Genomic DNA, 23,933 nt, shown 5'->3' with positions numbered 1-23,933 from the left:
TCATGACAGCAACCAGCACGCAATCCCGCCCCACCCGCAAACGCCTGATGTGGGCCGCCACCGGCATTTTCATCCTGCTCGCCCTGCTGTACGGGATCTGGTGGATGATCTTCGCCTCGCACTATGAATCCACGGATGACGCCTATGTGCATGGCAATCTGGTGTCGGTCAGCGCCCAGATTCCCGGCACCGTCGTCTCCATCGGCGCCGACGAGACCCAAACGGTCGCACAGGGCAGCCACCTGGTGACGCTGGACCACAGCGACACCGACATCGCCCTGGCCCAGGCCGAGGCCGCCCTGGCCCAGACCGTGCGCCACACGCAGACGCTGTTCGTGCAGAACGACGCGCTGGCCGCCGACGTCGCCGTCGGCCAGGCCAATGTCGAACAGGCCGAAACCCTGCTGCACAAGGCCCAGAACGATCTGCAGCGGCGCAACGCCTTGCGCGGTTCGGGCGGGGTCAGCGGCGAAGAGCTGCTGCACGCCCAGGTGGCGGTCAAATCCGCCCAGGCCGGCCTGGCCCAGGCCCGAGCCGGCCTGGCCGCCTCCAAAGCCAAGCTGGCGACCAACCAGGCATTGACCCGCGGCAGCACCGTGGCGACGCATCCCGACGTGCGGCAGGCCGCCGACCAGGTCCGCCAGGCCTGGCTGGCCCAGGTCCGCACCCGTGTCCTGGCGCCCGTGAGCGGCATGGTGGCCCAGCGATCCGTCCAACTGGGGCAACGCATTCAAGCGGGCACCCCGTTGATGACCATCGTGCCGCTGCAAAGCCTGTGGGTGGAAGCCAACTTCAAGGAAAACCAACTGCACGCCATGCGAGCGGGACAGAAGGTCACGCTGGTATCCGACCTGTACGGCAGCGACGTCACCTACCACGGCACGGTCATCGGGGTGTCGGCGGGCAGCGGCAGCGCCTTCGCCCTGCTGCCGGCCCAGAATGCCAGCGGCAACTGGATCAAGGTCATCCAGCGCGTGCCGGTGCGCATCGCGCTGGATCCCAAGGAGCTGCAGGACCACCCCTTGCGCGTGGGCCTGTCCATGACGGCGGAAGTCGATCTGTCCTCCACGCCGGACCAGGCCGCCCAGAGCACGCCGGCCGGCATCTTGAACACCCCGGTCTATGATCACGACCCGGCCGAGGTGGACGCCCTGATCCAGCGCATCATCCAGGAAAACCAGGCCTCATGAGCACCACCACTCTGGATGACGGCGCGGCGCGGCCCGCGCCCGCCCAGCCCCCCGAAGGGGGCCACCCGCCCCTGGAAGGCAGCGTCCGCGTCCTGGGCACCATCGCCGTCTCGGCCGCGGTCTTCATGAACGTGCTGGATTCGTCGATCGCCAATGTGTCGATCCCGACGATCGCAGGCGATCTGGGCGTGAGCACCACCCAGGGCACCTGGGTGATCACATCCTTCGCGGTGGCCAATGCCATCACGGTGCCTCTGACCGGATGGCTGACCCAGCGCTTCGGCCAGGTACGCCTGTTCGTCCTGGCCACGCTGCTGTTCGTCCTGACTTCCTGGTTGTGCGGCTTTGCCTGGTCCTTCGAATCCCTGGTGTTCTTCCGAGTGCTGCAGGGCGCCGTGGCCGGGCCGATGATCCCGCTGTCCCAAGCGCTGATGCTGGCCAGCTACCCTCGGGCCAAGGCCGGCATGGCGCTGGCTTTATGGTCCATGACGATTCTGGTGGGGCCCATCGCCGGCCCGCTGCTGGGCGGCTGGATTTCCGACAACTACGCCTGGTCCTGGATCTTCTACATCAACGTGCCCATCGGCCTGCTGGCCGCCTGGGCATCCTGGCAGGTGTACAAATCCCGCGACTCGCGGCGCTACAACCTGCCCATCGACCGCATGGGTCTGTTCCTGCTGGTGGTCTGGGTCGGCGCTCTGCAGATCATGCTGGACAAGGGCAAGGACCTGGACTGGTTCGCCAGCCCGCTGATCTGCATCCTGGCGGTCATCTCGGTCATTACCTTCATCTATTTCGTCATCTGGGAACTGACGGCCGCCCACCCGGTCGTGGACCTGACCCTGTTCGCCCAGCGCAATTTCACGTCCGGCACCATTGCCCTGTCGATCGCCTACGGCGTGTTCTTCGGCACCGTCGTGCTGCTGCCCCTGTGGCTGCAGAACACCATGGGCTACACGGCCACCTGGGCAGGCGTGGCGGCCGCGCCGGTGGGCATTCTGGCCATCATCCTGTCGCCTGTGGTGGGCAAGCTGCTGGCCCGCCACGACCCGCGCATCATCGCCACCGTGGCGTTCCTGATCTTTTCCCTGATCAGCTACATGCGGGCGCAGTACAACACCAACGTGGACCTGTTCGGCGTCATGCTGCCGACCTTCATCCAGGGCGCGGCCATGGCCACGTTCTTCATCCCGCTGACGACGATTTCGTTGTCGGGCCTGCGCCCGGACCGCATCCCGGCCGCCGCCGGATTGACGAATTTCTTCCGGCTGGTCTGCGGTGCATTCGGCACATCCATCACCACGACGATCTGGGATGACCGCGCCATCCTGCACCACGCCCGCCTGACCGAGGCCGCCCATCCGGGCGAACCGGCCTTCGACCACATCATGGGCGGCATGCAGAGCCTGGGGATCGACCCGCTGCACGGCGCCGCCATGCTGGATCGCGTCATCAACCAGCAGGCCTACACCATGTCGGCCGCCGACTTCTTCTATGCCTCGACCTTCATCTTCCTGATCCTGATCGGGCTGATCTGGCTGGCCCGCCCGAAGACGGCGGACCACGGCGGCGGGGGCGCGGCGGCGGGGGCGCATTAAGGGCGCCGGCCCCCTGTGACGGGATTGACATAAACGTCACGAGGGGGCTAGATTCGACACCAGAAGCCGGGCATCCTGCGATGCCCGACTACCTGGCAGAATGTTCACATGAGCCCCAAGACCATGGATGACAGAAAATTGGACGCCGAGCTCGACAAGCTGATGGCGGACACTATGCAGATTCAGGCCACCACAATGAAGCTCCAGGCGGAAGCTCAGAAAATCCTGGCTGAATCGCGCTGGTATCCGTTCGTGGTTCTGGCTGGCGTTTTTGGCGCTGCCACCGCCGTCGTGAAACTGCTGCACTAGGCATCCACCTTCCCGTCCACATACAGCCACCGCCCGTCCTCGCGCACGAAACGGCTGATTTCGTGCAGGCGCGATGCCCGGCCGTTGACGCGGACCCGCGCCACGAACTCCACGGTTTCATGGTCCGCATCCTGGCGATCATGACGCCGCACCTCCAGCCCCAGCCACTTCGTTCCCGGCTCGTTGGGCGCCAGCGCCGCAGGGCGCGTGTCCGGGTGCCAGGTCTGCAGCAGGTAGTCGATTTCATCCAGCACATAGGCGCTGTAGCGCGACCGCATCAGGGCCTGCGCATCGGGCGCCTGCAGACGCAAGGGCCCGCGATGCCAGCGGCCGCAGCACGCGTGGTACGCGGCCGGCAGGCCGCAGGGACAGGCAAGGGAATCGAAGGTCGGCATGCGTGTATGCTGTGGAGGTTCGGATTCGGGACAGTCTACCCGGATGGCCCTACCCGCAAAACATGGATTTCATGATCCCCGATTCGTTCCGCATGGATACTGCGCGCAAGCCGCGCCGCCGCCCATGACCCGCATCAACTGCATTCCCGTCCAGGAACTCAGCGGGCCGCACCTGGTCGCCGAATACAGGGAGCTGCCCCGGGTTTTCGCCCTGGCGCAGAAAGCCGCCGTGCGCGGCCGGCCGGATCAGCCCGGGCAATACGTGCTGGGCAAGGGGCACATGCTGTTTTTCTACACACGCCTTGGATATCTGGCGCGCCGACACGCCGAACTGGTCCGGGAAATGAAACGCCGCGGCTACAAACCGTCCTTCGAAGGCATCCAACGCAAGGATTTCCCGGCCATTCCGGACGACTACTGGGGCGATTGGGCGCCCACCCCCGAAGCGATGGCGCTGAACCGCGCCAGGATCGAGGCGCGAGGGCAGCGCTGAGTCGCAGTGCTGCGCGTCAGTCGTTCAGCTCGATCTGCGCGCGCGCTGAGCACGGCGACATCGACGCCGAAACCGTCGCAACGGAGTGCACCATGGGCGGGGTCGCCGGCAATACTTGCCCTAATCGAACAGTGATCCGGCTCGGCCGGCCATCATCCAGCAACAGGCCATCCCTATTTGATCACCCGAACGGAATCTACTTCTATCTCGGGCGGACGGGTCATGCCGGTATCGACCTCGCCCACAATTTCGACCTTTGTTTTTTCATCCACCGCTTGACCAGCGAAGTGTTTCGCCTTTATCTCCGCGACAATCTCTCCGGTTCCATCCGAGAAGATGTACTTATCGTGCGACGTCTGACGCAGCAGATGCCCCTGCATCTGCACGGCCTGATCATCTACGGGGTTCGAGAGTATTTCCGCCACGGTCCCTTTGCCGACGGTCGATGGCCCGGAATACTGCGCATAAGCAGTAAAAGAAAGGGCGCTTGCCACAACGACAGAGGCTAATAAATGTCCGGCTTTCGCATGTATAGACATGTGGTCTCCAAAGATACGTGCATGGCAAGTCACGATAACAGCAAACAGCTGTGCGCGACTTTTAGACGCGGAGACCCGGAGGCTGACGATGCCCAGCAGGTCGCGCGCCGAAAGCTTCCGCATGCAGCACGCAGCGCGGGTTCGAATCCAGCCTGCCCCGACCAACGCAGCAGTGCCGCACAGGTGACGGGCAGCGCCTCAGCAATTGCCCTTCTTGGCTTGCCCCGGGGGGCAGAACCCGCCATGCCCATAACCCGGATCCGGATCAACCACCACAGACCCGCGAGGCGTATACACCGCGCAGGCCGAAAGCATGGCAACCATTGCACAAACCAAAAATATTCTTTTCATCGCAGTCCTTCCGTGGCGAAGCAATTTTGCCTCAAGCCCCCCAGGAAAGCGCTACGGAGCGTAACTGGACACGTCTGGAACTGCCCAGAATCCCAACCCCATCGCAGATCCGACAGGGACGATCCGCTGCGCCTGCTATGGGCGATGCCCCCGGCGCCGCATCGGCCCATCGCCTGCGTGCGCGACTGGCGGTGTCCGATGTCGCGTCTCATACGGGCAAAACAAAAGGACCTAGATTTTCATCTAAGTCCTTGAATTTCTTGGCTCCCCGACCAGGGCTCGAACCTGGGACCTGCGGATTAACAGTCCGTCGCTCTACCGACTGAGCTATCGGGGAACTGCGAAGAAGCGAAACTATAGCACAATTTTTTGCGGCCGCACAATTGCCGCCGCCCCCCTTCGGCCTTGCAGCGACCCAGTCAGCTCCGTGCGGACCGGGCGCCCGATGCCGAGGCCTGCGCCCGGGTTTGCATGCTCAAGGCAGGCGCATCAGGATCGGGACACCGGCCCTGCGCAGGCACCCCGAGGTCACGCTGCCCAGCAAAGCGGCTTCGAGCGCGTCCTTGCGCCGCGTGACCATCGCCAGGATGACGTCGCCGCGGTGAATCACATGATCGGCGATCGCCTCCACCGGCTCGCCGTGCAAGACTTCCCAGTCGACGCTCACGCCGTGCTGCCTGGCGAGTGCGACCGCCTGGGAATGTACATAGCCGGACTCCAGCGTGGGCATCTCGCGGCCTGGCGCCTCGCCCACCTTCGAAGCATCGACGGGCTGGACCGCGCTGACGATTTCCAGCCCGGCTCCGGCCCAGAGCGCGAACCGGGCAGCGTCGTGGGCCATGACTTCCGGCAGCGGGCTGCCATCCAACGGCACCACCACGCTGCGCAGCCTCACCTGCGCGCGGGCCGGCGCGCCGTCTGCCCCGGTCGGGTGATACACGAGCACCGGCCCGCCGGCGCCGCGCACCACGCGCCGGGCCACGCTGCCGAGCATGAGTTCCATCAGGCCCGAACGCCCGCGGGAGGTCATTGCCAGCAAGGTCGCCGGCGTGTTGCCGGCTTCTCCGAGAATCGCCTGGGCCGCGTCGCCCGTGCTCGGCAGGCACAGGCCGGTCGCGCCATGGGCGGACGCCATCGAGTCGATGTAGTCCTTCGCATCGTCTTCATCGGACATCTTGTCGACGATGCGCAACAACGCAAGTTCCGTGCCATGCACGGACGCCAAGCCAGCCGCGTAGGGAATCACCTCTTCCGAAAACGGCGAACCATCGAGCGGCACCAGAATACGCTTGTACATAGCCATGACTCCAGAACGTGTTTTCCAGGGGACTTCACAGCCTTTCGAGGCACATCCAGTATAGGATCCCCGGCGACGATCGCCCTACGGAAATTCACGCAACCCCGAGACGCGCCGCCGAACGGGATCAGAATCGCATGGATTACCGCCCCCGCACCTGATCGATCAACCGCCGGTCCCGTTTGGTGGGACGGCCGGCGGTCAGATCCTGGGCGGGTTCGGGCGCCAGGCGACGCTGTTCGGCGGCCCGTTCACGGGCCGCGATGCTGTCGGGGGTTTCCTGGTACAGCAAGGCCGCCTGGGGAGCGGGGCCGCGCGCGCCGCTGATCGCGCGGATCTCGACCTCGATATCCAGGCCCGTCTTGCGCACCCGCACGCGGTCGCCCACCGTGACTTCCCGGGCGGGTTTGGCGACGAGCTGGTTATTGATCTGGATGCGCCCCGCCCCGACCTCGTGCGCGGCCAGGCTGCGGGTCTTGTAGAAACGGGCGGCCCAGAGCCATTTGTCGAGTCGGATCTTGTCCATGCGCCTTCCTTTGCAATCAGCACTACACGATAGGGGATCAGGCGGGCCGGGGCAAGACGCCATCGACCAGAAAATCGTCCAGGCGGTAGGTCACCACCAGCGGGTCGGCCAAAGGCTTGAAGGACACTTCCCGTTCGCGCAGTTCGCACAGCCAGGATGCCTGCGTCAGGGGCTTGGCGCCGGCCAGCGCCTGATGGGTGAACAGTCCGACACAGGGCTGGTGCCCCGGATCGCGGGCGGATGCATATTCAAAGGCCTGGACGCCCGCGACCCGCATATCGGCCCCCAGGCGCTGGGTCGCGGTGTAATCGGACGGATGCATCAGGGACGGACCGAAGCGATCGAACGGCGGCGCCTGCAGCCTCACCCCACGTTCAGTCCGATAGGACGCCGTGAACAGCGTGTGCTGGCTGATCAGTTCGTCCTTGGGGGCCGGGCCCGTCATGGACTGGCGAAAGATGAAGCGGTAATACGCGGCCTCGGCCAAGGTGGTCCGCCGGCCCAGCCCGCCATACAGCAAGCCCGGTTCGTGCCGGGCTCCGAACCGGGACCCCCACGGCAAAGGCGGGTAGCGAAACGGCGTGCGCAACAAATAGTGATACCGCCCGCTGGCGGCCGGCCAGTCGGGTTTGGCAGCATCCAGCAGGGCTTCCAGGACGGCCTGCTCTTCCAGGGTATCCACATAGCCCAGCGTGGCGATCTGTTCCTGGCTTTCGACCAGCCGGTACAAAGTGCCCTGGATCGGCCGGACCTGGCGCGGCCCGTCGCATTCCGCCCAGATCAAATCTTGCCCCGCAGGGCATCGACGAAGCGCAGCACCGTCATCAGCCCCTGGATGGTGCGGATCTGTTCGGCGGGCACCCCGCCGGTGACGGTATTCGGGGACTGCATGAAATGCCGGATCCACACGGCATCCCCCCCCGCCAGCGCGAACAGCGCCCGCGCCACCCGAATCAGCAACAGGGCGATTTCACCCTGTTTGGAGTCGGGATCCAGAGACTGAGCCGTCTTCATCCGGCTGACCGCAGTGCGATGCATGCCCAGCACCGCCGCCAGTTGAGCCTGGCGCAGCCCCAATTGATCCCCCGCCCGCAGCACGGCCTTCGCCAGGACGGCATCGGGCGCCGGGGCAAGCTTGAGCAGTGCGGTCATGGCAATCTCCTAAAAAATGTGCTATTGACACAATTATCTTATAAATGTGCATTTATCACAACATCGGCAGGCCTTGGAACTTACTGGAAACTGAACGGTCCAATCCTGTTCACTTCCTCTCGGAGCCATCGCCCATGAAATGCCCTGTATGCCCGAACACGAACCTCGTCATGTCCTCGCGCCAGAATATCGAAATCGACTATTGCCCCGACTGCCGCGGAGTCTGGCTGGATCGGGGAGAGCTCGACAAGCTGATCGAGCGCAGCATCAGCGAATCGGCGCCCCCTGCCCGGCACGCCGCACAGCAACCGTACCCGCAGTCCCACCCGCAGGATTCCCGCCGATACGACGGACAGCGCAAGCACAAATCGTTCTGGCACGAAATCTTCGACTGATCAGCCGGCCGGCCGCGCGCGGGCGCCCGCCACCCGCCGCGCCGATCCCGACGGCGGAGGACTACTATGGGTAGATCGGATTCCAGGACAGAGGCATGTCGACGATCTATACCATCGGCCATTCCACGCACGACCTGCCCGCCTTCACGGCGCTGCTGCAGGCTTCGGGGATCGAACGACTGGTGGACATCCGCACGGTGCCGCGTTCGCGCACCAACCCGCAATTCAACCGCGACACGCTGCCCGATTCGCTGGCGCCCCACGGCATCGATTACGAACATCTGGCTGCCCTGGGCGGCCTGCGCGGCAAATCGAAAACCATCCAGCCGGAGGTCAATGGTTTCTGGGAGAACGACAGCTTCCACCACTACGCGGACTATGCCCTGACGGACGAATTCCGCCAGGGGCTCGAGACGCTGCTGGCACGAGCGCAGACGCAGCGCTGCGCCATCATGTGTTCGGAAGCGGTCTGGTGGCGCTGCCACCGGCGCATCGTCAGCGATTATCTGATCGCCCGGGGAATCCCGGTCTTTCACATCATGGGGCCGGACCACGTGGACGAGGCCAGTCTGACGCGCGGGGCGGTCATCCAGGAAAACGGCAACGTCCTGTATCCCCCCTCCGGACAGGCCGCCGACTGAAGAGGCTGCCGCTGCGCCGGCCCGGGCGCGCGCAGCCCGGCTTGACGGCACCCCGGCCTCAGGCGCACAGAGCCCGTCTTGACGACCTTCTTCTCCGGCCTGCCGCAGGCCCCCGTTCAGCCAGCCGTCAACATGGTAATTCTTCATGTCGCCGTCGAACCATTTCGACGGGCCACGATCTGAGCAACAGGTGGATCGATCTGCCTGCCCGGACGCAAGGTGCGCCCGAGCACTCTCTGGAGTTGATGTCATGACGACACGTTCCCGCATTGCCTACCTGACGGCCTGCTCAGTGGCCGCTCTTGGCCTCGCCACGGCCGCGCCTGTTTTCGCTGCCACTACCACGGGCGCTCCTGCCCAGGCCACGGCCCCGGCGACTGCGAAACATGCCCCGGCCCATAAAGCCAAGGCTCAGCACAAGGCCAAGAAAGCCCACACATCCGCCAAGAAGCACACGATGCCCACAAAAACCGGGGCCTGAAACATCACTACGCCCTGATCAGCCATATTCAACGCCGCAGCCATCCGCTGCGGCGTTTTTCATGCGGTTTTTGGATACACTGGACCTCTACCGACCCGCCCCCCGACCGAGGCCGCATGCATCTGCACCGCAACGCCCTGCACAACGAGCTCCACGCGCGCCCCTCGATGTATTTCGACGCGCCCGCCCAGGTGTTCCACCTGGCCTTCCTGGACGAGGACGATGCGGCCCAGACCATCATCCAGACTTTGTGCGACCGGCACGTGGCGCTGGCCGACCCAGGCCTGCCCCAAGGGGAATTCCCGGTCGGAGACGCTCACCTGAAATGGGAACGGCACACCGAATTCCTGACGCTCACCCTGGTCAGCCCCGGCACCCGGACCAGCCCCTGGCCGGCGCTGCCTTCCGTATTGGCCGAAGTCGCCGAAGCTCACAGCGGTCTGCTGATCAATGCCGATCAGGTCTGCGTGGAATCGGAATCTTCCTGGCGCGGCAGTCTGGAATCCTACGGTTTTCATGACCCGGTGGGCTCCGAACTGGATGAGGGCAAAGCCACCGTCTGGAGCGATCTGCGCCTGAACGGCAACGGCTTGAACCGCATGCTGGTGCTCAATCGCCAGCTGGACGGCCGGCGCCTGGGCCGGATGGTGCGCCGCCTGCTGGAGATCGAAACCTACCGCCTCATGGCATCGCTGACCCTGCCGGTCGCGCGCTCGCTGGGCGGCGAACTGAGGCAGTACGAAGCCGAGCTGGTGATGCTGTCCGACGACAACGCTCGCACCGACGCCGACGACATCCGCGCCCTGCTGAAACGCATCACGCAGCTATCGGCCCGTGTGACCCAGACGAGGGCCCGCACCCGCCTGCGCTTCAGCGCCACCGAAGCCTATGCCCAATTGGTCTTCGAGCGCATCGCCGAGCTGCACGAAAGCCGCACCGGCGACTGCCAGCAACTGGGCACGTTCATCGCGCAGCGGTTCCGCCCCACCGTGCGCTACTGCGAATCCACCGACCAGCGCCTGACCCGCATCGGCAGCGCTGTGGCCCACCTGGGCAACTTGCTGCAAGCCCGGGTTCAGGTCGAAATGGAAGAGCAGAACAGCCAGATCCTGCAAAGCCTGAGCACCCGCGCCGACACCCAGATCAAGATCCAGAAGGCGGTCGAGGGCCTGTCCATCATCGCCATCAGCTATTATCTGTTCAGCCTGTTCAAGCTGCTGTACCAGGGGATCCTGACATTGGGCTTCGACTGGTCGCCATACGCCGCCCTGCTGACCAGCATGCCGGTCGCAGCCGTCATCATCGGCGCCATCGCCTACCGGATTCGCAACGCCCGGCGGCACTGACCGAACCGTCCACACGACACCCATGCACACCAACACTCTCCATTTCCGCAGTTTCCTGTTGCTGCTGGCCGCCGTCTCGATCGCGTTCATCAGCATCCTGCTGCCGTTCTACGCCGCCATCTTCTGGGGCGGCGTGCTGGCCGTGATCTTCAATCCCCTGCACCGGCGGCTGCTGCGCCTGCTGGGCGGCGAACGTCCCGGCCTGGCGTCCTTCCTGACGGTGCTGTGCATCACGCTGATCGTGATCCTGCCGCTGCTGTTCATCGCCGGCGCCCTGGCCAACGAGGTCGCGGGCCTGTACACGCGCATCAATACCGGGCAGTTGAACCTGGGCCAATACTACGAGCAGGTCGTGGCCGCCCTGCCCCCCTGGGTGCACGGCTGGCTGGACTCCTTTGGCGTGGGCGACCTGCTCAGCATCCGCGAAAAGCTGTCGGCCGGCGCCCTGCAGGGCAGCCAGTTCCTGGCCAAGCAGGCCGTCAACATCGGCCAGAACACCTTCCAGTTCGTGGTCGGGCTGGGCGTGATGCTGTACCTGCTGTTTTTCCTGCTGCGCGACGGCCCATCCATGGTGCCGGCGCTCAAGCGCCTGATTCCGCTGCAGGACGACCACCGGCACAAGCTCTTCCAGAAATTCGCCACGGTGGTGCGGGCCACCGTGAAAGGCAATATCGTAATCGCCGCCACCCAGGGCCTGCTGGGCGGCCTGATGTTCACCTTTCTGGGCATCCAGGGATCGCTGTTCTGGGGCGTGCTGATGGCCTTTCTATCCCTGCTGCCCGCCGTGGGCGCATCCTTGATCTGGGTGCCCGTCGCCATCTATTTCCTGGTGACGGGGGCCTTGTGGCAAGGCATCACGCTGACCATATTCGGGGTGCTGGTGATCGGCCTGATCGACAACCTGCTGCGCCCCGTCCTGGTCGGCAAGGACACCAAGCTGCCCGATTACGTGGTGCTGATTTCCACCCTGGGCGGCCTGTCGGTGTTCGGCCTGAACGGCTTTGTGATCGGGCCGCTGTTCGCCGCGCTGTTCATGTCCTGCTGGGATCTGTTCCCCGACGCGGTGGCGATGATCCAGAACAGCCGCCAGGCGGACGACGCCCCGCCGACAGCCCGCCCTGCGGGTCGGGACCGGGACTGAAAGACGAACGGCCTCCCCATGATGGCTTGCCGGGATGCCGCGCGCCCCGCCCGTCTCAGGACAGCATGATCGCCGCATTGACGAGCAACGCCGCGCCCCAGATGATGGATCGCACGGTCCCGCGACCCAGGATATAGGCCAGGATGAACAGGATCCGCAATACGATCCAGATTCCCATCAGGCTGGCCAGGCGATCCACCGGCACGTCCGCGTACAGGGCGTACAGCACCGCTGCGTAAAAGAACGGCAAGCCCTCGAACAGATTGGTCTGCGCGGCATTGGCGCGCGCCCGCCAGCCCTGCTGGGCGGCCAGCCAGGGCCGTGGATCGTTGTTGTCGAACCGCTTGCCGCCCGCCTTGGCCGCGATGGCGGCGACATAAGGCAGCACAGCCGCCGCGATCATGAGGCCCGGAATCACACCCATGGAAAGCACCTTTTTGTCGGGGAAATTCCATGTATAATAGCTGGCTTTGGTAGGGTATGGCCTTACCAGATGATGGCGATTCACCATAACCGCCATGGCCGGCTTAGCTCAGTTGGTAGAGCAGCTCATTCGTAATGAGAAGGTCGGGGGTTCGACTCCTCTAGCCGGCACCAATAACATCATCACAATCAAGCCCTTCGCGATCCGTCGCCTGGGGCTTTTTTGCCGCCGTCGATCCGGGATGGGCGGCAAGCAACCGCCCGACCGCGCAGGGCCATGCGTCGCGCCTCCGCCCGGGCCCCGGTATTTCCCGTTCACATCCCGTTCATCCGCCGCCGCGTACCATGCCTCTACCCTGTCGCCTCGCAAAGGCTGGATCATGAATCCATCGAATGAGCGCTACAGCCGCCCCATGATGGCGGCGCATTGGCTGACGCTGATCCTGCTGATCGGGATCTACTCCCTGATCGAACTGCGCGGCCTGGTCCCCAAGAGCAATCCGCTGCACGACGCCATGAAGGCATGGCACGCCACGCTGGGACTGACGGTGTTCTGCCTGGTATTCATCCGCCTGGCCCTCCGCGGCGCATCGCGGATTCCGCCCATCACGCCGCCGATGCCGGCCTGGCAGCACCGGCTGGCGCACGCCATGCACATCACCCTGTACCTCTTTCTGATCCTGATGCCGCTGCTGGGCTGGCTGACGCTGAGCGCGCAGGGCAAGCACGTGCCGTTCTACGGCTGGGAATGGCCCGCCCTGGTCGGAGCGGACAAAGCCCTGGGCCGCACGCTGCAGGACATCCACGAAGTCATCGGCAACGTCGGCTATTTCCTGATCGGCCTGCACGCCGCCGCGGCCCTGGCGCACCACTACCTATGGCGCGACGACACGCTGGTTCGCATGCTGCCCGGGCGACGGTCGGGCGCCGCCGGGCCGACAGCTCAGGATCGGGATGTTTCCAGCCACTGAAAGATCCCCATGCCCGCCAGCATGGCGGCCACGAACACGATGGCCTGCCACTGCCCGGCGCCCAGATTGACCAGGGCGGGGCCCGGGCACAGGCCCACCAGGCCCCAGCCGACCCCGAACACCAGGCTGCCGCCGACGAGACGCCGATCCACCTGGCGCGCAGCGGGCAGCGCCAGCGGCAAACCCAGGTAAGTCGTCGCGCGCCGGCCCGCCAGCCGGAACGCCGCCAGACCCGCCATGACCGCCCCGCCCATGACCAGGACCAGGGACGGGTCCCAGGCCCCGGCGACATCCAGGAACCCCAGGACTTTCGCCGGATCGGCCATGCCGGACACCAGCAGGCCGATGCCGAAGATCAGCCCCGATAGAAATGCCGTGAACTTTGCCATGACGTGATCCTTACAAGCCCAGGACGTGCCGCGCCGCGAACACGGTCAACATGCCGGCTCCGATGAAGCAGACCGTAGCCGCCAGGGATCGCAGCGACAGGCGCGACAGGCCGCAGACACCGTGCCCGGAGGTGCAGCCGCCGGCGTACCGGGTGCCCAGACCCACCAGCAGCCCGGCGACGATCAGGGTGCCGGCCCCCGCATCGATCCGGATCGGAACGGCATGCCCCGCCCAACGCGCCAACACCGGCGCGGCCACCAAGCCGGCGATGAAGGCCAGCCGCCAGCCGCGGTCCCCGGGGCCCGCCCGCAGCAGGCCGCCCAGCACCCCGCTGATCCCCGCAATGCGGCCATTGAGCAGGATGAGCACAGCGGCGGCGGCCCCGATCATCAGGCCACCGATCAAGGCGGACCCGGGCGTGAAGGCATTCCAGTCAATCATGATGGGTTCCTGTCGGGCAATAAATCGTGTAGAGCGCGGCCAGCGCCCGCAGCAATTGCGGTCTGTCGACGCGGTAGAACATCTGCTTGCCGCTGCGGCGGGTCGCCACGACCCCCTCGGAACGCAAGACCCCCAGTTGTTGGGACAGGGTCGGCTGATGGATGCCCAGCAGGGCTTCCAGTTCGCCCACGCTGCGCTCCCCCTGGGACAATTGGCACAAAAGCAGCAGGCGTTCCGGGTTGGCGAGAATCTTCAGATCCGCCACTGCCAGGGCGGCGGCGTCCCGCAGACGGGCGGGATCCAGGACATCGGCAGGCATAGGTGTTCAAATCATCCGGGAAATGAGCTTGACTATACTATATCAATAAATATAATATTAATCAATATATTGTTTGGCGGATAGAAGGCTTTCCGTGATGAAATGATCATCCGGCGCAGCGCCCGCCCGAATGCGACGCAAGGGGGAAACCATCATGCCGATACAGATCCAGCCGTTCTTCGAGCCCGTCACCGGCACCATCAGCTACGTGCTGGCCGACCCCGCCAGCCGCGACGCGGCGATCATCGATCCCGTGCTGGATTACGATCCGGCATCCGGCCGCACCCGCACCGCCGCCGCCGACGCCATCCTGGCCCACGTGCGAAGCCAGGGGCTGACGGTGCAATGGATTCTGGAAACCCACGCGCACGCCGACCACCTGTCGGCGGCCGCCTATTTACGGCAGCAGGCGGGCGGCCGCGTCGCGATCGGCGCCTCCATCCGCCAGGTGCAGGGGGTGTTCAAAACCTTGTACAACCTGGAGGCCGATTTCCCGGCGGACGGCAGCCAGTTCGACCATCTGTTCACCGATGGCGACACCTTCCGGATCGGCACGCTCACGGTCACGGCGATGTTCGTGCCCGGCCACACGCCGGCGGACATGGCCTACCGGGTGCAAGACGTCGTCTTCACCGGCGACACGCTGTTCATGCCTGACCTGGGCACGGCGCGCACCGACTTTCCCGGCGGCGACGCGCGGACCCTGTACCGGTCCATCCGACGGATCCTGGCCCTGCCGGACGCCACCCGGCTGTTTGCCTGCCACGACTATCCGCCCGACACCCGGCCGGCCGCCTGGGAAAGCAGCGTGGCCGAACAGAAAGCGCACAACATTCACGTGCGAGAAGGGATCACGGAAGACGCCTTCGTGGCGCTGCGCCAGGCGCGCGACGCCACGCTATCGGCGCCCGCGCTGATCCTGCCGGCGCTGCAAGTGAACATCCGCGCCGGCCGGTTGCCGCCCATCGAAGAAAACGGGGTGTCGTACCTGAAGATTCCGGTCAACGCACTGCCGTAGACCGCGTGGGGGCGCGACTCCGCCGGCCGCGCGCAGCGCCCGGATCCCGACCGGTCGCAAGTCAGAACGTCGAGGCGCAATGCCCGCCGCTGGGGGCCACGCCGGAACCCATCGCGATCAGCGGGGGCTCGGCGCGCACATTGACCGGGGCGCTGTGCGCCCAATCCCAGGCGAAAAACGCCACCATCAGCACCCAGAAGACCACGGCCAGCCAGCGGGTATTCATGCGGCCACCTTCCGGGTCGCAGCGGCGCGGCGCGGCCATAAAGTCGTATTCGTCATGTCCTGTCCTCCGGCTCAGAATGCAAACCGGCGGCGCACCCGCACGCCGATCAGCGACCCCAGAAACGCCATGGGCACCCAGATCCAGCCATGCAGGCTGCCGGTGGAAATGCCGCTGACCATGGCTCCGATGTTGCAGCCGAACGCCAGCCGGGAGCTATAGCCGAGCAACAACCCCGCCCCCAGCCCGATCATCCACTGGCTGGCCGTCATGGGCCGTCCCGCAGAACGCGGCTTGGCCGCGGCGATCCACAGGGCCCCGGCCAGAATGCCGATATTGGTGATGGAGGTCACGTCCAGGAACACGGACTGGGTCAGCGTCGCCGTATTGACGGGTTCGCTCCAGAAGGCGTTGGCGGCCGGATCGAACAGGTGGGCGGCTGTGGCCAGCTTGGCGGCCCACAGGCCAAAGCCATAGACGATGCCCCAGGGCTGGCCCGCAATCACCAGATTCAACACGGCCAGCACGGCCAGCAGCACCGCCCCCACCAGCAATTTGCGATCCCACCAACGGGCTGCGCGCCCGGTCCAGCGGGTGACGCCCCAGCCGACCAGCGCCAGCCCCGCCAGCGTCAGCAGCAAGGCCGTGGGCGCGCCGAAATGCGCCACCAGGCCATAAGGCGGCAGGGCGCCCAGCGACAGCCATTGATCCAGCGTGGCAGAGCCCAGGAAACTGCCGACGGCAAACAGCGGCAGGATCGCCATGTTCATGGGGATGCCCAGGCCGGCCTTGTACAGAGTGCCCGAACCGCAGCCGTCGGCCACCTGCATGCAGGCGCCGAACAAGAAGGCGCCCACGATCAGGCTGACGCTGGGCGGGCCGAGCGCCGCGCCCAGATCCGTCGGGTAGGCGGCCAGCAGGGGAATGGACACGGCGGCCGCAATCGCCAGCAGCACCAGTTGCGCCAGCACGCCCGAGGGGTCGCGCTGCTCGATCAGCTTGCGCCAGCCGGTGGTGAAACCGAACCGCGCGCCCGCCAGCACCGCCCCCAGGCCGATGCCCACCAGAAACAGCAAGGCCTGGCGCAAAGCGACCGACCAGGCCAGGAATACCAGAAAGGCGGTGATCGCCACCGCCAGGGGAAGACGTTTCATCATGGATGGGCGACCTGCTTAACCGAACAGCCCTTTGACCTTGTCCAGGATCTGGCTGCCGCGTCCGGGCACGTTATCCATGGGACGAGAAGCGTCCTGCGACCATTCCGCCAGGGACTCCGGATACAGCCGGACGTTTTTCACACCGACGATTTCCGACAGGGCGAACCAGTCGGTCGCCGCCCAGTGGCCGGTATTGCAGAAGGAAATCGTTTCAGCGGCCTGTTCCCCGGGCAGGAGTTCGGCGGCGATCTTGCGAGCCTGATCGGGCGCGACGAAAATCGAGGTGCCGGGCTGGAACCAGCGGCTGTTTTCCAGGCTGACCGCGCCTTTGATCGTGCCCGGCACCTGGGCCGTGGGCGCCTTGACCTTGCCCAGGTAGAAATCCAGCGGCCGGGCGTCCACCAGTTTGGTCTGGGAATTGCCGACCTGGGCAGCCACCTGCGCGGTGGTTGCCAGGATCGAATCATCGGGATGCGCCTTGAAAGCGCTGGCCGCGACGGTCGGCGCCGTCTGATCCTGCGGCAGGCCGGCGGCCGCCCAGGCCTTTTCGCCGCCATTCAGGATGGACAGTTCTTTCAGGCCCAGATATTTCAGCGTCCAGTAAACCCGGGCGGAGGCGCCGAAGTCCGTGCCATCGGCGCCGGACGACACCACCACGGCATGCACGTTCTGGTCCACCCCCAAGGCGCGCACCTGCTGCTCCAGGCGGTCGATGGGCGGCACCTGGCCAGGGTTGTTCGCCGGACCGCGCCATTGCGCGTAAGGCGCCGACACCGCGCCGGGAATATGGCCCGCCGCATAGACATCCGCCGGCCGGATATCGATGACGCGCACCGCAGGCTGCTGATGCAGGGCATCGAGTTCAGCCGGCGTCAGCAGCGGCTGGGCCGCCCAGGCGCTGGACGTCGCAGCCAGGGCCAAAGCCGCCCCACCGAAAAAAGCAGACAGGATCTTCATGACGGAAACCGTGAAAGTGAGGAAATCAGGTGCTCATTGTCCCAGATCCGATCTGCCGGCTGGGGATACTTATAAAACCTGTGGTTATATAGAACAGCGTCCAAACGCCCCCGTTCCCCCGGCCGACCTCGACATGGCCACGACACGGCGGACAGCGGGCTCGGTTCGCTTAGGCACCGGCGCCTAAGCCCGCAGCGGCCCCGCCTGATTGGCCGGAATCACCTGGATGATCTGCGCGGCGCTGTCCGTCGCGGCGGCCAGCGCGGCCTGGGGCTCCGCCCCATCCGCCCAGGCATGCACGAAGGCCGAGGCAAAGGCATCGCCCGCTCCGATAGTGGACGTCGCCGCCACCTGGCGGGCTGCATGGAAATGCCCCTGGTCGCCGTCGAAGAACAGGGATCCCCCTGCCCCCAACGTCACCAGGATGGCCTGGCCGGGCCGGCGCACCAGCCGGCGGGCCAGGGCCTGCGCCACGTCGGGCGGCGGCGCATCCGTCTGCAAGGTGTCGTCCCCGACCAGCTTCGCGGCCTCGCGGGCGTTGACGCACAGCAGATCAGCCTGATCCCACACGCCATGCAGGGCGGTCGGGTCGGACAACTGGCGCGCCCCCGGGGTCACGACCAGACGAAAAGGCCGCGATGCCATGGCCCCCAGGGCCTCTTGCAGCCAGGTCTGGGATTCCAGCGACAGGCCGGTCACATACACGACGTCCGCCTGCTGCAGGCCGGCAAAGCCCTGCTCGCCCACCCAGGCGCTGGCGCCGCGCTGCGCATAGGCCCGCGCTGCCCCCGAATCATCCACCATGACCACGGCCTTGCCCGTGGGCAGCCGATGGTCGGGAATGGCGGCGCGTATCCCGTGGCGCTGCAGCAGGTCGCGGATCAGCCCGCCTTCCAGATCGCGGCCCACGCAGGCATGGACCGTGACCCGGGCGCCGCGCGCCGCCACGTTCAGGGCGGCATTGACCGCCCCGCCCCCGGCGTACAGGCCGATATGGTCCACGTCCTGCTTGGCCCCCCGCATCGGCTGGACAGTGGAGACGACGATGTCGACGATCGCGGCGCCTATGGTGGTGAATTGCATGATCAGGAAGGTTCTCGGGAAGACGGGAAACCGAAAGACTAATCCAGACGGGCGGGACAAGACAATGCTTCCGGCGCGCGGTGCAGCCTCATCGCCTCGAATCAGGGTTTTCCCTGATGAAGTACACTACTCACCTGAAGAATCGCCCTCTCTCTTTCCATGCCCCAAGCTTCCCCACGCCGCCCGCGGGCGCCCGCCTCGGCGGGATTGGTGATCCTCGCGCTGGCCATCGGCGCCTTCGCCATCGGCACCACCGAATTCGCCACCATGAGCCTGCTGCCTTATTTCGCGCAGGACCTGGGCATCGACGCGCCCACGGCCGGACATGTCATCAGCGCCTATGCCCTGGGCGTGGTGGTGGGCGCGCCGCTCTTGACCGTGCTGGCGGCCCGCATGGCGCGGCGCACGCTGCTGATCGGCCTGATGGGCCTGTTCGCCCTGTTCAACGCGCTGTGCGCCTTCGCGCCGAACTACGAATCGCTGCTGGTGCTGCGATTTCTCAGCGGTCTGCCTCACGGCGCCTATTTCGGCATCGGGTCCCTGGTGGCGGTATCGCTGGTGCCGCACGGCCGGCGCAACCAGGCCGTCGGCCGCATGTTCCTGGGCTTGACGGTCGCCACCATCATCGGGGTGCCGTTCGCCAACTGGCTGGGCCACGCCCTGTCCTGGCGCTGGGGCTTCGGCCTGGTGGCGCTGTCTGGGCTGCTGACCATGATCCTGGTGGCCAGGCTGGCACCCCACAGCCCGCCCGAACCCGGCGCCAGCCCCTTGCGCGAACTCGGCGCGCTAAAGCATCTGCAGGTCTGGCTGACGCTGGCCGTGGGCGCCATCGGCTTTGGCGGCATGTTCGCCGTCTACACCTATCTGGCCGATATCCTGCTGGAAGTCACCCGGGTTTCGCCGGAAGTGGTGCCGCTGGTGCTGGGCGTGTTCGGGGTGGGCCTGACCGTGGGCAACATCCTGATTCCCTGGCTGGCGGACAAAGCCTTGCTGCCGACCGCAGCCGGCCTGCTGCTGTGGAGCGCCGCGATGACGGCGCTGTTTCCCCTGGCCGCCGGCCACGTCTGGTCGATTTCCCTGTGTGTATTTTTTATCGGCTTCGGCGGGGCGCTGGGCACCGTGCTGCAAACCCGGCTGATGGACATCGCGCGGCATGCGCAGGGGCTAGCCGCAGCCCTGAACCATTCCGCCTTCAATTTCGCCAACGCCCTGGGGCCTCTGCTGGGCGGCATGGCCATCGCCGGCGGCTACGGCTGGACCTCGCCCGGCTGGGTAGGCACCGGGCTGGCATTGGGCGGTTTTGCCATCCTGATGGTGTCCGTCGCCGTGGACCGGCGCCGGGCCGCCCGCCAGGCCCCGGCACTGGCGGCCCGCTGAGCAACGGCCCCCGGCTGCACGAGCGGGCTGCAGCCTGCGGGCATGCGGAACCTAGCCCTGGACCAGCCCGTCGAAATCCGACGCGGCGTGGCGTTCGCGCAGGCAACCTTCGGCCGTGCGGTTGACCCGCTGGCCCCGCTGCACGGCCGCGCGTTCGTCCACCTGATGCGCCCAGCGCAGCAGATGGCGATAGTCCTGCGCCGACAGGAATTCAGCGACCCCATAGAGATGCCCCTGGACCAGCCTGCCATACCAGGGCCAGATGGCCATGTCGGCGATGGTGTACTGATCCCCGACGATGAATTCGTGCTGGGCCAGGCGCTGATCCAGCACGTCCAATTGACGCTTGGCTTCCATGGCGAAGCGGTCGATCGCGTACTCGATCTTGAACGGCGCATAGGCATAGAAATGCCCCAGGCCGCCGCCCAGATAGGGCGCGCTGCCCACCTGCCAGAAGAGCCAGGACAGACATTCCGCCCGGCCCGCCGGATCCGCCGGCAAGAAGGCGCCGAATTTTTCCGCCAGGTGCAGCAGGATGGCGCCGGATTCGAATACCCGGATAGGGGTCGCCCCGCTGCGGTCCATCAGGGCGGGGATCTTGGAATTCGGATTCACCGAGACGAAACCGCTGCCGAACTGATCGCCTTCGCCGATCTGGATCAGCCAGGCGTCGTATTCGGCCCCCGCATGGCCGGCCGCCAGCAGTTCTTCCAGCATGATCGTGACCTTGATGCCATTGGGCGTACCCTGGGAATACAGCTGCAAGGGGTGTCGCCCCACCGGCAGTTCCCGTTCATGCGTCGGCCCCGACACGGGACGATTGATGCTGGCAAAGCGCCCGCCGCTGGGTTTTTCCCAGACCCAGGTCTTGGGAGGGACGTAATCGGACGGCTGATTCATGATGCACGGACTCCTCTTGGCTGGCCGGCGGCGCCGGCGCAAAACCCCACGGCGGCAGCCCGGCGAAGACCCGGCCGCGCACGAGGGCGATCATCAATAATGGGGCGGGCGCTCGTCCAGCAGACTGCGCGCGCCGGACGGCCCGTCGGGCCCCTGCTGCTGACGCAGGGCCGCCAGTTCACGAGCCAGGCCCTCGATCTGCTGCTGTTGACGGAACACAAGCTGGTTCAGATGATCCAGCAGATCATCGGCATAGGTGGCCTTCAGCTCCAATTCCACAATACGCGCTTCCAGCGCGGTGTGTTCATCCATGCGTGCAACTCCCGACAAGCCTCTATTACAGCACAGGCTGCCGGGACGCCCCGCGCCATCCCCTGGCCGCGCCCCCCGGTTGGCGCCAACCGGACGGAGCGCCCAGGACGATGCCGCTCACACGGTCAGGAAATCCGCCAGCAGGCCGGCCACCACCTGCGTGGCGCCCTTGAGATCGCTGAGCATCACATGCTCGTCCGCCTGTTTGGCGCGGGATTCCAGCACCGTGCGCGGCCCGGCGCCGTACATGACGGTGGGGATGCCGTGTTCGGCATACAGGCGCGCATCGGCATACAACGGTGTGCCGACGGCGGGGATGTCCTCGCCGAACACGCCGCGCGCGTGCGCCTGCAGGCTGGCGACCAGTTTCTCATGGCCGGGCAGAGGGCGCAGGGCGCGGGCCAGCAGCAGGCGGCGGATGGACACCGTGATGCCGGGCAGGCCCTCGACTGCCGTCTGGATGAACTGCCGCACCTGGGCTTCGACCTGCTCGGGATCCTCTTCGGGAATCAGGCGGCGGTCCATCTTCAGCACCACCTGCCCCGGCACCACGTTGGTGTTGGTGCCGCCTTCGACGCGGCCCACGATCATGGTCGGGTTCGTGATGCCATCGATGGCGGAATGGATGTCGTCCAGGGCATCCGCCTGGCGATAGATCTCGTCCAGGATGCGGCTGGCCGCCCGTAGCGCATCGTGCCCGGTCTTGGGCGCCGAACCGTGCGTGGCCTTGCCGTTGACCGTGACCTCGAACTGCAGACAGCCGTTATGGGCCGTCACCACCGCATAGCTGAAGCTGGCGCAGACCGCGTAATCCGGCTTGCTCAGGCCATGTTCCAGCAACCAGCCCGGCCCTTTCAGGCCGCCGAATTCCTCGTCATAGGTGAAGTGCAGCTCCACGCCGCCCTTCAAGGGCGCGCCGCTGGCTTCCAGCGCCCGCACGGCATGCAGATAGGTCGTGAAGTCGCTCTTGGACACGGCCGACGCGCGGCCATACAAGCGACCGTCCGCCACCTCGCCGCCATAGGGATCGTGCGTCCAGCCATCGCCCGGGGGCACCACGTCGCCATGGGCGTTCAGGGCGATCACCGGACCGCCCGGCGCATAGACGCGGCGCGCGATCAGATTGGTGATGCTGCGCATGCCGTATGCCTGCATTTCATCATCAGGCACCGCATGGCGCTCCACCTGCCAGCCCCAGCCCTCCAGCACGGCGGCGACGGCTTGGGCATGCGGGGCGGTATCGCCTGGCGGCGTGTCCGTGGGGATGCCCACCAGGCGCTGCAGCAAGGCCACCTGCTCGTCGAAATGCTCATCCACCCAGGCATGCAGGCGGGCGGTCAACGTGGGATCCGCGGATGAAGTCGTAGTCATTCATGGTCTCCTGAAAAACAGGCGCCCACAGGCGCCTGTTTCGATCAACGGCCGGACATCGGCCAAACAGCTTTGGATCAGCGGGCCAGACGGCCCCAGATGCGCACGCGGCTGATGCCGCCATCGGGGAACATGTTCACCCGCACGTGCGACACCGGGCCTGCGGATTGCAAAGCCGCGCCTTCGTAGAAATGCTGCTTGTCCATCTCGGTCTTCTGTTCGCCCAGCACCGTAGGCCAGAACATGGCCTGAGTGACCAGCGACTGATCGGTGGACTCCTTGACCAGGGCGCCTTGCACCGAGACGCGGTCGGGATAGTTGCCCTTGAAGTGAGCGGTATCGATCTCGATCTTCTCGACCGTGACGGGGTGGCCCAGCTCGATGATGACCCAGTCATTGCCGGGTTCGCGGCGGCGGCGGGTTTCCCAGCCATCGCCCATGTTGACGCCGCGGCCGGGGGCCAGCAGCGGCATGGGCGAGCCGAAGTGCGAATCGTTGTAGGCCACGATGCGCCCGCCGCTGGCCAGCGCCGACACTTCATACAGAGTGTCGGGGTCTTTTTTATCCCAGTCGCAGGCCGGCTGGCCATATACGCGCAGGCGGGCCACGCCGCCGTCCGGGAAGATGTTCAGGCGCAGGTGCGTCCAGACGCGATCATCCGCGATTTCCACGAAGTGGTGGGAATGGCCCTGCAGCGATTTGGCCGGGACGATTTCCACCCATTCGGTGGCATCGCCGGGCTCGCCGTCGCAGTAGGCCACCTGCACGGACGCCGCCGGCGGGAAATTGCCGGTGAAGTGGCTGGTGTTGATGTCCAGGCCCCGGATCGTACCGGGCAGGCCCAGTTTGACGATGGCGGTATCGTTGCCGCCATTGCGCCGGCGCTGGGTTTCCCAGCCGTCCATCCACTTGCCGTGATCATCGAATTTGCCGACGATGAACACCGGTTCGGAATCCTGCAGCATGCGCGAAGCGCCGGCAAAGAACTCATCCGTGCAGGAAACGACCTTCGCGCCCAGCTTTTCGCTGGCCAGGTTCGGGTGACGGGTGGCGAATGCCGGCAAATCGACGGCGGGGGCGTCGATCACGGTACCGACGGGCAGATTGGAAGAAGCCATGGTTATACGCTCCAGAGAT

The 23,933-nt window shown here is 65.9% G+C and carries 30 protein-coding genes and 2 tRNA genes; 13 read left to right on the top strand and 19 right to left on the bottom strand.

Annotated features, from left to right (window positions below):
• The first annotated feature begins 2 nt into the window (after positions 1–2).
• The 3 genes from WBG56_RS02075 to WBG56_RS02065 all read left to right on the top strand — a co-directional run bounded on the left by WBG56_RS02075 (position 3) and on the right by WBG56_RS02065 (position 3,097).
• Positions 3–1,190 carry an HlyD family efflux transporter periplasmic adaptor subunit gene (locus tag WBG56_RS02075; protein WP_424264884.1) on the top strand — a complete coding sequence of 396 codons (1,188 nt, stop codon included), beginning with the start codon at positions 3–5 and terminating at the stop codon, positions 1,188–1,190.
• Entirely contained in the window at positions 1,187–2,788 is a 1,602-nt protein-coding gene (locus tag WBG56_RS02070; RefSeq protein ID WP_424264883.1) for a DHA2 family efflux MFS transporter permease subunit, read from the top strand. The genes WBG56_RS02075 and WBG56_RS02070 overlap by 4 nt, the downstream gene beginning before the upstream one ends.
• A 108-nt stretch (positions 2,789–2,896) precedes the next feature.
• A complete protein-coding gene (locus WBG56_RS02065) occupies positions 2,897–3,097 on the top strand; it encodes a hypothetical protein (protein ID WP_424264882.1) in 201 nt (66 codons plus the stop codon).
• Here WBG56_RS02065 and WBG56_RS02060 read toward each other — a convergent pair.
• Positions 3,094–3,492, bottom strand: coding sequence for a YchJ family protein (locus tag WBG56_RS02060; protein ID WP_424264881.1), 399 nt, complete (start codon positions 3,490–3,492; stop codon positions 3,094–3,096). The genes WBG56_RS02065 and WBG56_RS02060 overlap by 4 nt on opposite strands.
• 124 nt (positions 3,493–3,616) lie before the next feature.
• Between WBG56_RS02060 and WBG56_RS02055 the strand changes: the two genes are divergently transcribed.
• Positions 3,617–3,985 (top strand): pyrimidine dimer DNA glycosylase/endonuclease V, encoded by a 369-nt coding sequence (locus tag WBG56_RS02055; RefSeq protein ID WP_424264880.1) that lies wholly within the window; start codon positions 3,617–3,619, stop codon positions 3,983–3,985.
• 173 nt (positions 3,986–4,158) lie between these two features.
• On the opposite strand, the gene WBG56_RS02050 is transcribed toward WBG56_RS02055, so the two are convergent.
• The 6 genes from WBG56_RS02050 to WBG56_RS02025 form a co-directional block, all read right to left on the bottom strand.
• Positions 4,159–4,524, bottom strand: a complete 366-nt coding sequence (locus WBG56_RS02050) for a NirD/YgiW/YdeI family stress tolerance protein (RefSeq protein ID WP_424264879.1) — start codon at positions 4,522–4,524, stop codon at positions 4,159–4,161.
• 612 nt (positions 4,525–5,136) lie between these two features.
• Positions 5,137–5,212: transfer RNA gene (locus WBG56_RS02045), tRNA-Asn, on the bottom strand.
• A gap of 138 nt (positions 5,213–5,350) precedes the next feature.
• On the bottom strand, positions 5,351–6,172 hold the full coding sequence (locus WBG56_RS02040) for a universal stress protein (protein ID WP_424264878.1): 822 nt from the start codon (positions 6,170–6,172) through the stop codon (positions 5,351–5,353).
• Between the two features lie 142 nt (positions 6,173–6,314).
• The gene (locus WBG56_RS02035) at positions 6,315–6,698 is read right to left on the bottom strand and encodes an RNA-binding S4 domain-containing protein (protein WP_424264877.1); all 384 of its coding nucleotides are present in this window, start codon (positions 6,696–6,698) and stop codon (positions 6,315–6,317) included.
• Positions 6,699–6,735: 37 nt separating this feature from the next.
• Positions 6,736–7,482, bottom strand: coding sequence for an RES family NAD+ phosphorylase (locus WBG56_RS02030; RefSeq protein WP_424264876.1), 747 nt, complete (start codon positions 7,480–7,482; stop codon positions 6,736–6,738).
• Positions 7,479–7,850, bottom strand: coding sequence for an MbcA/ParS/Xre antitoxin family protein (locus WBG56_RS02025; protein WP_424264875.1), 372 nt, complete (start codon positions 7,848–7,850; stop codon positions 7,479–7,481). Before WBG56_RS02025 ends, WBG56_RS02030 begins: the two co-directional genes overlap by 4 nt.
• 134 nt (positions 7,851–7,984) lie before the next feature.
• Between WBG56_RS02025 and WBG56_RS02020 the strand changes: the two genes are divergently transcribed.
• From WBG56_RS02020 to WBG56_RS02000, 5 genes are all read left to right on the top strand, one after another.
• Entirely contained in the window at positions 7,985–8,245 is a 261-nt protein-coding gene (locus tag WBG56_RS02020; protein ID WP_424264874.1) for a zf-TFIIB domain-containing protein, read from the top strand.
• A gap of 95 nt (positions 8,246–8,340) precedes the next feature.
• Positions 8,341–8,886 (top strand): DUF488 family protein, encoded by a 546-nt coding sequence (locus tag WBG56_RS02015; protein ID WP_424264873.1) that lies wholly within the window; start codon positions 8,341–8,343, stop codon positions 8,884–8,886.
• 250 nt (positions 8,887–9,136) lie between these two features.
• Positions 9,137–9,367, top strand: a complete 231-nt coding sequence (locus tag WBG56_RS02010) for a hypothetical protein (RefSeq protein WP_424264872.1) — start codon at positions 9,137–9,139, stop codon at positions 9,365–9,367.
• Between the two features lie 116 nt (positions 9,368–9,483).
• A complete protein-coding gene (locus tag WBG56_RS02005; RefSeq protein ID WP_424264871.1) occupies positions 9,484–10,713 on the top strand; it encodes a DUF3422 domain-containing protein in 1,230 nt (409 codons plus the stop codon).
• A gap of 22 nt (positions 10,714–10,735) precedes the next feature.
• Positions 10,736–11,854, top strand: coding sequence for an AI-2E family transporter (locus WBG56_RS02000; protein ID WP_424264870.1), 1,119 nt, complete (start codon positions 10,736–10,738; stop codon positions 11,852–11,854).
• Between the two features lie 55 nt (positions 11,855–11,909).
• On the opposite strand, the gene WBG56_RS01995 is transcribed toward WBG56_RS02000, so the two are convergent.
• A complete protein-coding gene (locus WBG56_RS01995) occupies positions 11,910–12,278 on the bottom strand; it encodes an MAPEG family protein (RefSeq protein WP_424264869.1) in 369 nt (122 codons plus the stop codon).
• 97 nt (positions 12,279–12,375) lie between these two features.
• Between WBG56_RS01995 and WBG56_RS01990 the strand changes: the two genes are divergently transcribed.
• Positions 12,376–12,451, top strand: a tRNA-Thr gene (locus WBG56_RS01990).
• Positions 12,452–12,657: 206 nt separating this feature from the next.
• On the top strand, positions 12,658–13,248 hold the full coding sequence (locus WBG56_RS01985; RefSeq protein ID WP_424264868.1) for a cytochrome b: 591 nt from the start codon (positions 12,658–12,660) through the stop codon (positions 13,246–13,248).
• On the opposite strand, the gene WBG56_RS01980 is transcribed toward WBG56_RS01985, so the two are convergent.
• Genes WBG56_RS01980 through WBG56_RS01970 form a run of 3 tightly spaced genes read right to left on the bottom strand, consistent with a single transcriptional unit; the run spans position 13,221 to position 14,398 of the window.
• A complete protein-coding gene (locus WBG56_RS01980) occupies positions 13,221–13,637 on the bottom strand; it encodes a DUF6691 family protein (protein ID WP_424264867.1) in 417 nt (138 codons plus the stop codon). The genes WBG56_RS01985 and WBG56_RS01980 overlap by 28 nt on opposite strands.
• A 10-nt stretch (positions 13,638–13,647) precedes the next feature.
• Positions 13,648–14,079: a YeeE/YedE family protein gene (locus WBG56_RS01975; RefSeq protein ID WP_424264866.1), complete on the bottom strand. Its 432-nt coding sequence runs from the start codon at positions 14,077–14,079 to the stop codon at positions 13,648–13,650.
• A complete protein-coding gene (locus tag WBG56_RS01970) occupies positions 14,072–14,398 on the bottom strand; it encodes a metalloregulator ArsR/SmtB family transcription factor (protein WP_424264865.1) in 327 nt (108 codons plus the stop codon). The genes WBG56_RS01975 and WBG56_RS01970 overlap by 8 nt, the downstream gene beginning before the upstream one ends.
• Positions 14,399–14,552: 154 nt before the next feature.
• Between WBG56_RS01970 and WBG56_RS01965 the strand changes: the two genes are divergently transcribed.
• On the top strand, positions 14,553–15,416 hold the full coding sequence (locus WBG56_RS01965) for an MBL fold metallo-hydrolase (protein WP_424264864.1): 864 nt from the start codon (positions 14,553–14,555) through the stop codon (positions 15,414–15,416).
• A gap of 61 nt (positions 15,417–15,477) precedes the next feature.
• Here WBG56_RS01965 and WBG56_RS01960 read toward each other — a convergent pair whose 3' ends face one another.
• From WBG56_RS01960 to WBG56_RS01945, 4 genes are all read right to left on the bottom strand, one after another.
• A complete protein-coding gene (locus WBG56_RS01960; protein WP_424264863.1) occupies positions 15,478–15,642 on the bottom strand; it encodes a hypothetical protein in 165 nt (54 codons plus the stop codon).
• 71 nt (positions 15,643–15,713) lie between these two features.
• Complete coding sequence (locus WBG56_RS01955) at positions 15,714–16,793, bottom strand: YeeE/YedE thiosulfate transporter family protein (protein WP_424264945.1); 1,080 nt, start codon at positions 16,791–16,793, stop codon at positions 15,714–15,716.
• A gap of 18 nt (positions 16,794–16,811) precedes the next feature.
• Positions 16,812–17,753 (bottom strand): sulfurtransferase, encoded by a 942-nt coding sequence (locus WBG56_RS01950; RefSeq protein WP_424264862.1) that lies wholly within the window; start codon positions 17,751–17,753, stop codon positions 16,812–16,814.
• A 183-nt stretch (positions 17,754–17,936) separates the two neighbouring features.
• Positions 17,937–18,836: a carbohydrate kinase family protein gene (locus WBG56_RS01945; RefSeq protein WP_424264861.1), complete on the bottom strand. Its 900-nt coding sequence runs from the start codon at positions 18,834–18,836 to the stop codon at positions 17,937–17,939.
• A 159-nt stretch (positions 18,837–18,995) separates the two neighbouring features.
• On the opposite strand from WBG56_RS01945, the gene WBG56_RS01940 reads away from it, so the two are divergent.
• A complete protein-coding gene (locus tag WBG56_RS01940) occupies positions 18,996–20,213 on the top strand; it encodes an MFS transporter (protein WP_424264860.1) in 1,218 nt (405 codons plus the stop codon).
• A 51-nt stretch (positions 20,214–20,264) separates the two neighbouring features.
• Here the strand turns inward: WBG56_RS01940 and yghU are convergent, their stop codons facing one another.
• The 4 genes from yghU to alc form a co-directional block, all read right to left on the bottom strand.
• Positions 20,265–21,113, bottom strand: coding sequence for a glutathione-dependent disulfide-bond oxidoreductase (yghU, locus tag WBG56_RS01935; RefSeq protein ID WP_424264859.1), 849 nt, complete (start codon positions 21,111–21,113; stop codon positions 20,265–20,267).
• A gap of 93 nt (positions 21,114–21,206) precedes the next feature.
• A complete protein-coding gene (locus WBG56_RS01930; RefSeq protein ID WP_424264858.1) occupies positions 21,207–21,425 on the bottom strand; it encodes a SlyX family protein in 219 nt (72 codons plus the stop codon).
• 117 nt (positions 21,426–21,542) lie between these two features.
• Positions 21,543–22,796 carry a M20/M25/M40 family metallo-hydrolase gene (locus tag WBG56_RS01925; RefSeq protein WP_424264857.1) on the bottom strand — a complete coding sequence of 418 codons (1,254 nt, stop codon included), beginning with the start codon at positions 22,794–22,796 and terminating at the stop codon, positions 21,543–21,545.
• A 77-nt stretch (positions 22,797–22,873) separates the two neighbouring features.
• A complete protein-coding gene (gene alc, locus WBG56_RS01920) occupies positions 22,874–23,881 on the bottom strand; it encodes an allantoicase (RefSeq protein ID WP_424264944.1) in 1,008 nt (335 codons plus the stop codon).
• Positions 23,882–23,933 lie beyond the last annotated feature (52 nt).

The organism is Castellaniella sp., from assembly GCF_049671645.1.
Classification (GTDB): Bacteria; Pseudomonadota; Gammaproteobacteria; order Burkholderiales; family Burkholderiaceae_B; genus Castellaniella.
This window is presented reverse-complemented; position numbering and strand designations above follow the sequence as displayed.

Bases quoted from the DNA above. Each gene is read 5' to 3' on its own strand.
- WBG56_RS02075 (WP_424264884.1), top strand. From the start codon at position 3: ATGACAGCAACCAGCACGCAATCCCGCCCCACCCGCAAACGCCTGATG.
- WBG56_RS02070 (WP_424264883.1), top strand. From the start codon at position 1,187: ATGAGCACCACCACTCTGGATGACGGCGCGGCGCGGCCCGCGCCCGCC.
- WBG56_RS02065 (WP_424264882.1), top strand. From the start codon at position 2,897: ATGAGCCCCAAGACCATGGATGACAGAAAATTGGACGCCGAGCTCGAC.
- WBG56_RS02060 (WP_424264881.1), bottom strand. From the start codon at position 3,492: ATGCCGACCTTCGATTCCCTTGCCTGTCCCTGCGGCCTGCCGGCCGCG.
- WBG56_RS02055 (WP_424264880.1), top strand. From the start codon at position 3,617: ATGACCCGCATCAACTGCATTCCCGTCCAGGAACTCAGCGGGCCGCAC.
- WBG56_RS02050 (WP_424264879.1), bottom strand. From the start codon at position 4,524: ATGTCTATACATGCGAAAGCCGGACATTTATTAGCCTCTGTCGTTGTG.
- WBG56_RS02040 (WP_424264878.1), bottom strand. From the start codon at position 6,172: ATGTACAAGCGTATTCTGGTGCCGCTCGATGGTTCGCCGTTTTCGGAA.
- WBG56_RS02035 (WP_424264877.1), bottom strand. From the start codon at position 6,698: ATGGACAAGATCCGACTCGACAAATGGCTCTGGGCCGCCCGTTTCTAC.
- WBG56_RS02025 (WP_424264875.1), bottom strand. From the start codon at position 7,850: ATGACCGCACTGCTCAAGCTTGCCCCGGCGCCCGATGCCGTCCTGGCG.
- WBG56_RS02020 (WP_424264874.1), top strand. From the start codon at position 7,985: ATGAAATGCCCTGTATGCCCGAACACGAACCTCGTCATGTCCTCGCGC.
- WBG56_RS02015 (WP_424264873.1), top strand. From the start codon at position 8,341: ATGTCGACGATCTATACCATCGGCCATTCCACGCACGACCTGCCCGCC.
- WBG56_RS02010 (WP_424264872.1), top strand. From the start codon at position 9,137: ATGACGACACGTTCCCGCATTGCCTACCTGACGGCCTGCTCAGTGGCC.
- WBG56_RS02005 (WP_424264871.1), top strand. From the start codon at position 9,484: ATGCATCTGCACCGCAACGCCCTGCACAACGAGCTCCACGCGCGCCCC.
- WBG56_RS02000 (WP_424264870.1), top strand. From the start codon at position 10,736: ATGCACACCAACACTCTCCATTTCCGCAGTTTCCTGTTGCTGCTGGCC.
- WBG56_RS01995 (WP_424264869.1), bottom strand. From the start codon at position 12,278: ATGGGTGTGATTCCGGGCCTCATGATCGCGGCGGCTGTGCTGCCTTAT.
- WBG56_RS01985 (WP_424264868.1), top strand. From the start codon at position 12,658: ATGAATCCATCGAATGAGCGCTACAGCCGCCCCATGATGGCGGCGCAT.
- WBG56_RS01980 (WP_424264867.1), bottom strand. From the start codon at position 13,637: ATGGCAAAGTTCACGGCATTTCTATCGGGGCTGATCTTCGGCATCGGC.
- WBG56_RS01975 (WP_424264866.1), bottom strand. From the start codon at position 14,079: ATGATTGACTGGAATGCCTTCACGCCCGGGTCCGCCTTGATCGGTGGC.
- WBG56_RS01970 (WP_424264865.1), bottom strand. From the start codon at position 14,398: ATGCCTGCCGATGTCCTGGATCCCGCCCGTCTGCGGGACGCCGCCGCC.
- WBG56_RS01965 (WP_424264864.1), top strand. From the start codon at position 14,553: ATGCCGATACAGATCCAGCCGTTCTTCGAGCCCGTCACCGGCACCATC.
- WBG56_RS01960 (WP_424264863.1), bottom strand. From the start codon at position 15,642: ATGAATACCCGCTGGCTGGCCGTGGTCTTCTGGGTGCTGATGGTGGCG.
- WBG56_RS01955 (WP_424264945.1), bottom strand. From the start codon at position 16,793: ATGAAACGTCTTCCCCTGGCGGTGGCGATCACCGCCTTTCTGGTATTC.
- WBG56_RS01950 (WP_424264862.1), bottom strand. From the start codon at position 17,753: ATGAAGATCCTGTCTGCTTTTTTCGGTGGGGCGGCTTTGGCCCTGGCT.
- WBG56_RS01945 (WP_424264861.1), bottom strand. From the start codon at position 18,836: ATGCAATTCACCACCATAGGCGCCGCGATCGTCGACATCGTCGTCTCC.
- WBG56_RS01940 (WP_424264860.1), top strand. From the start codon at position 18,996: ATGCCCCAAGCTTCCCCACGCCGCCCGCGGGCGCCCGCCTCGGCGGGA.
- yghU (WP_424264859.1), bottom strand. From the start codon at position 21,113: ATGAATCAGCCGTCCGATTACGTCCCTCCCAAGACCTGGGTCTGGGAA.
- WBG56_RS01930 (WP_424264858.1), bottom strand. From the start codon at position 21,425: ATGGATGAACACACCGCGCTGGAAGCGCGTATTGTGGAATTGGAGCTG.
- WBG56_RS01925 (WP_424264857.1), bottom strand. From the start codon at position 22,796: ATGACTACGACTTCATCCGCGGATCCCACGTTGACCGCCCGCCTGCAT.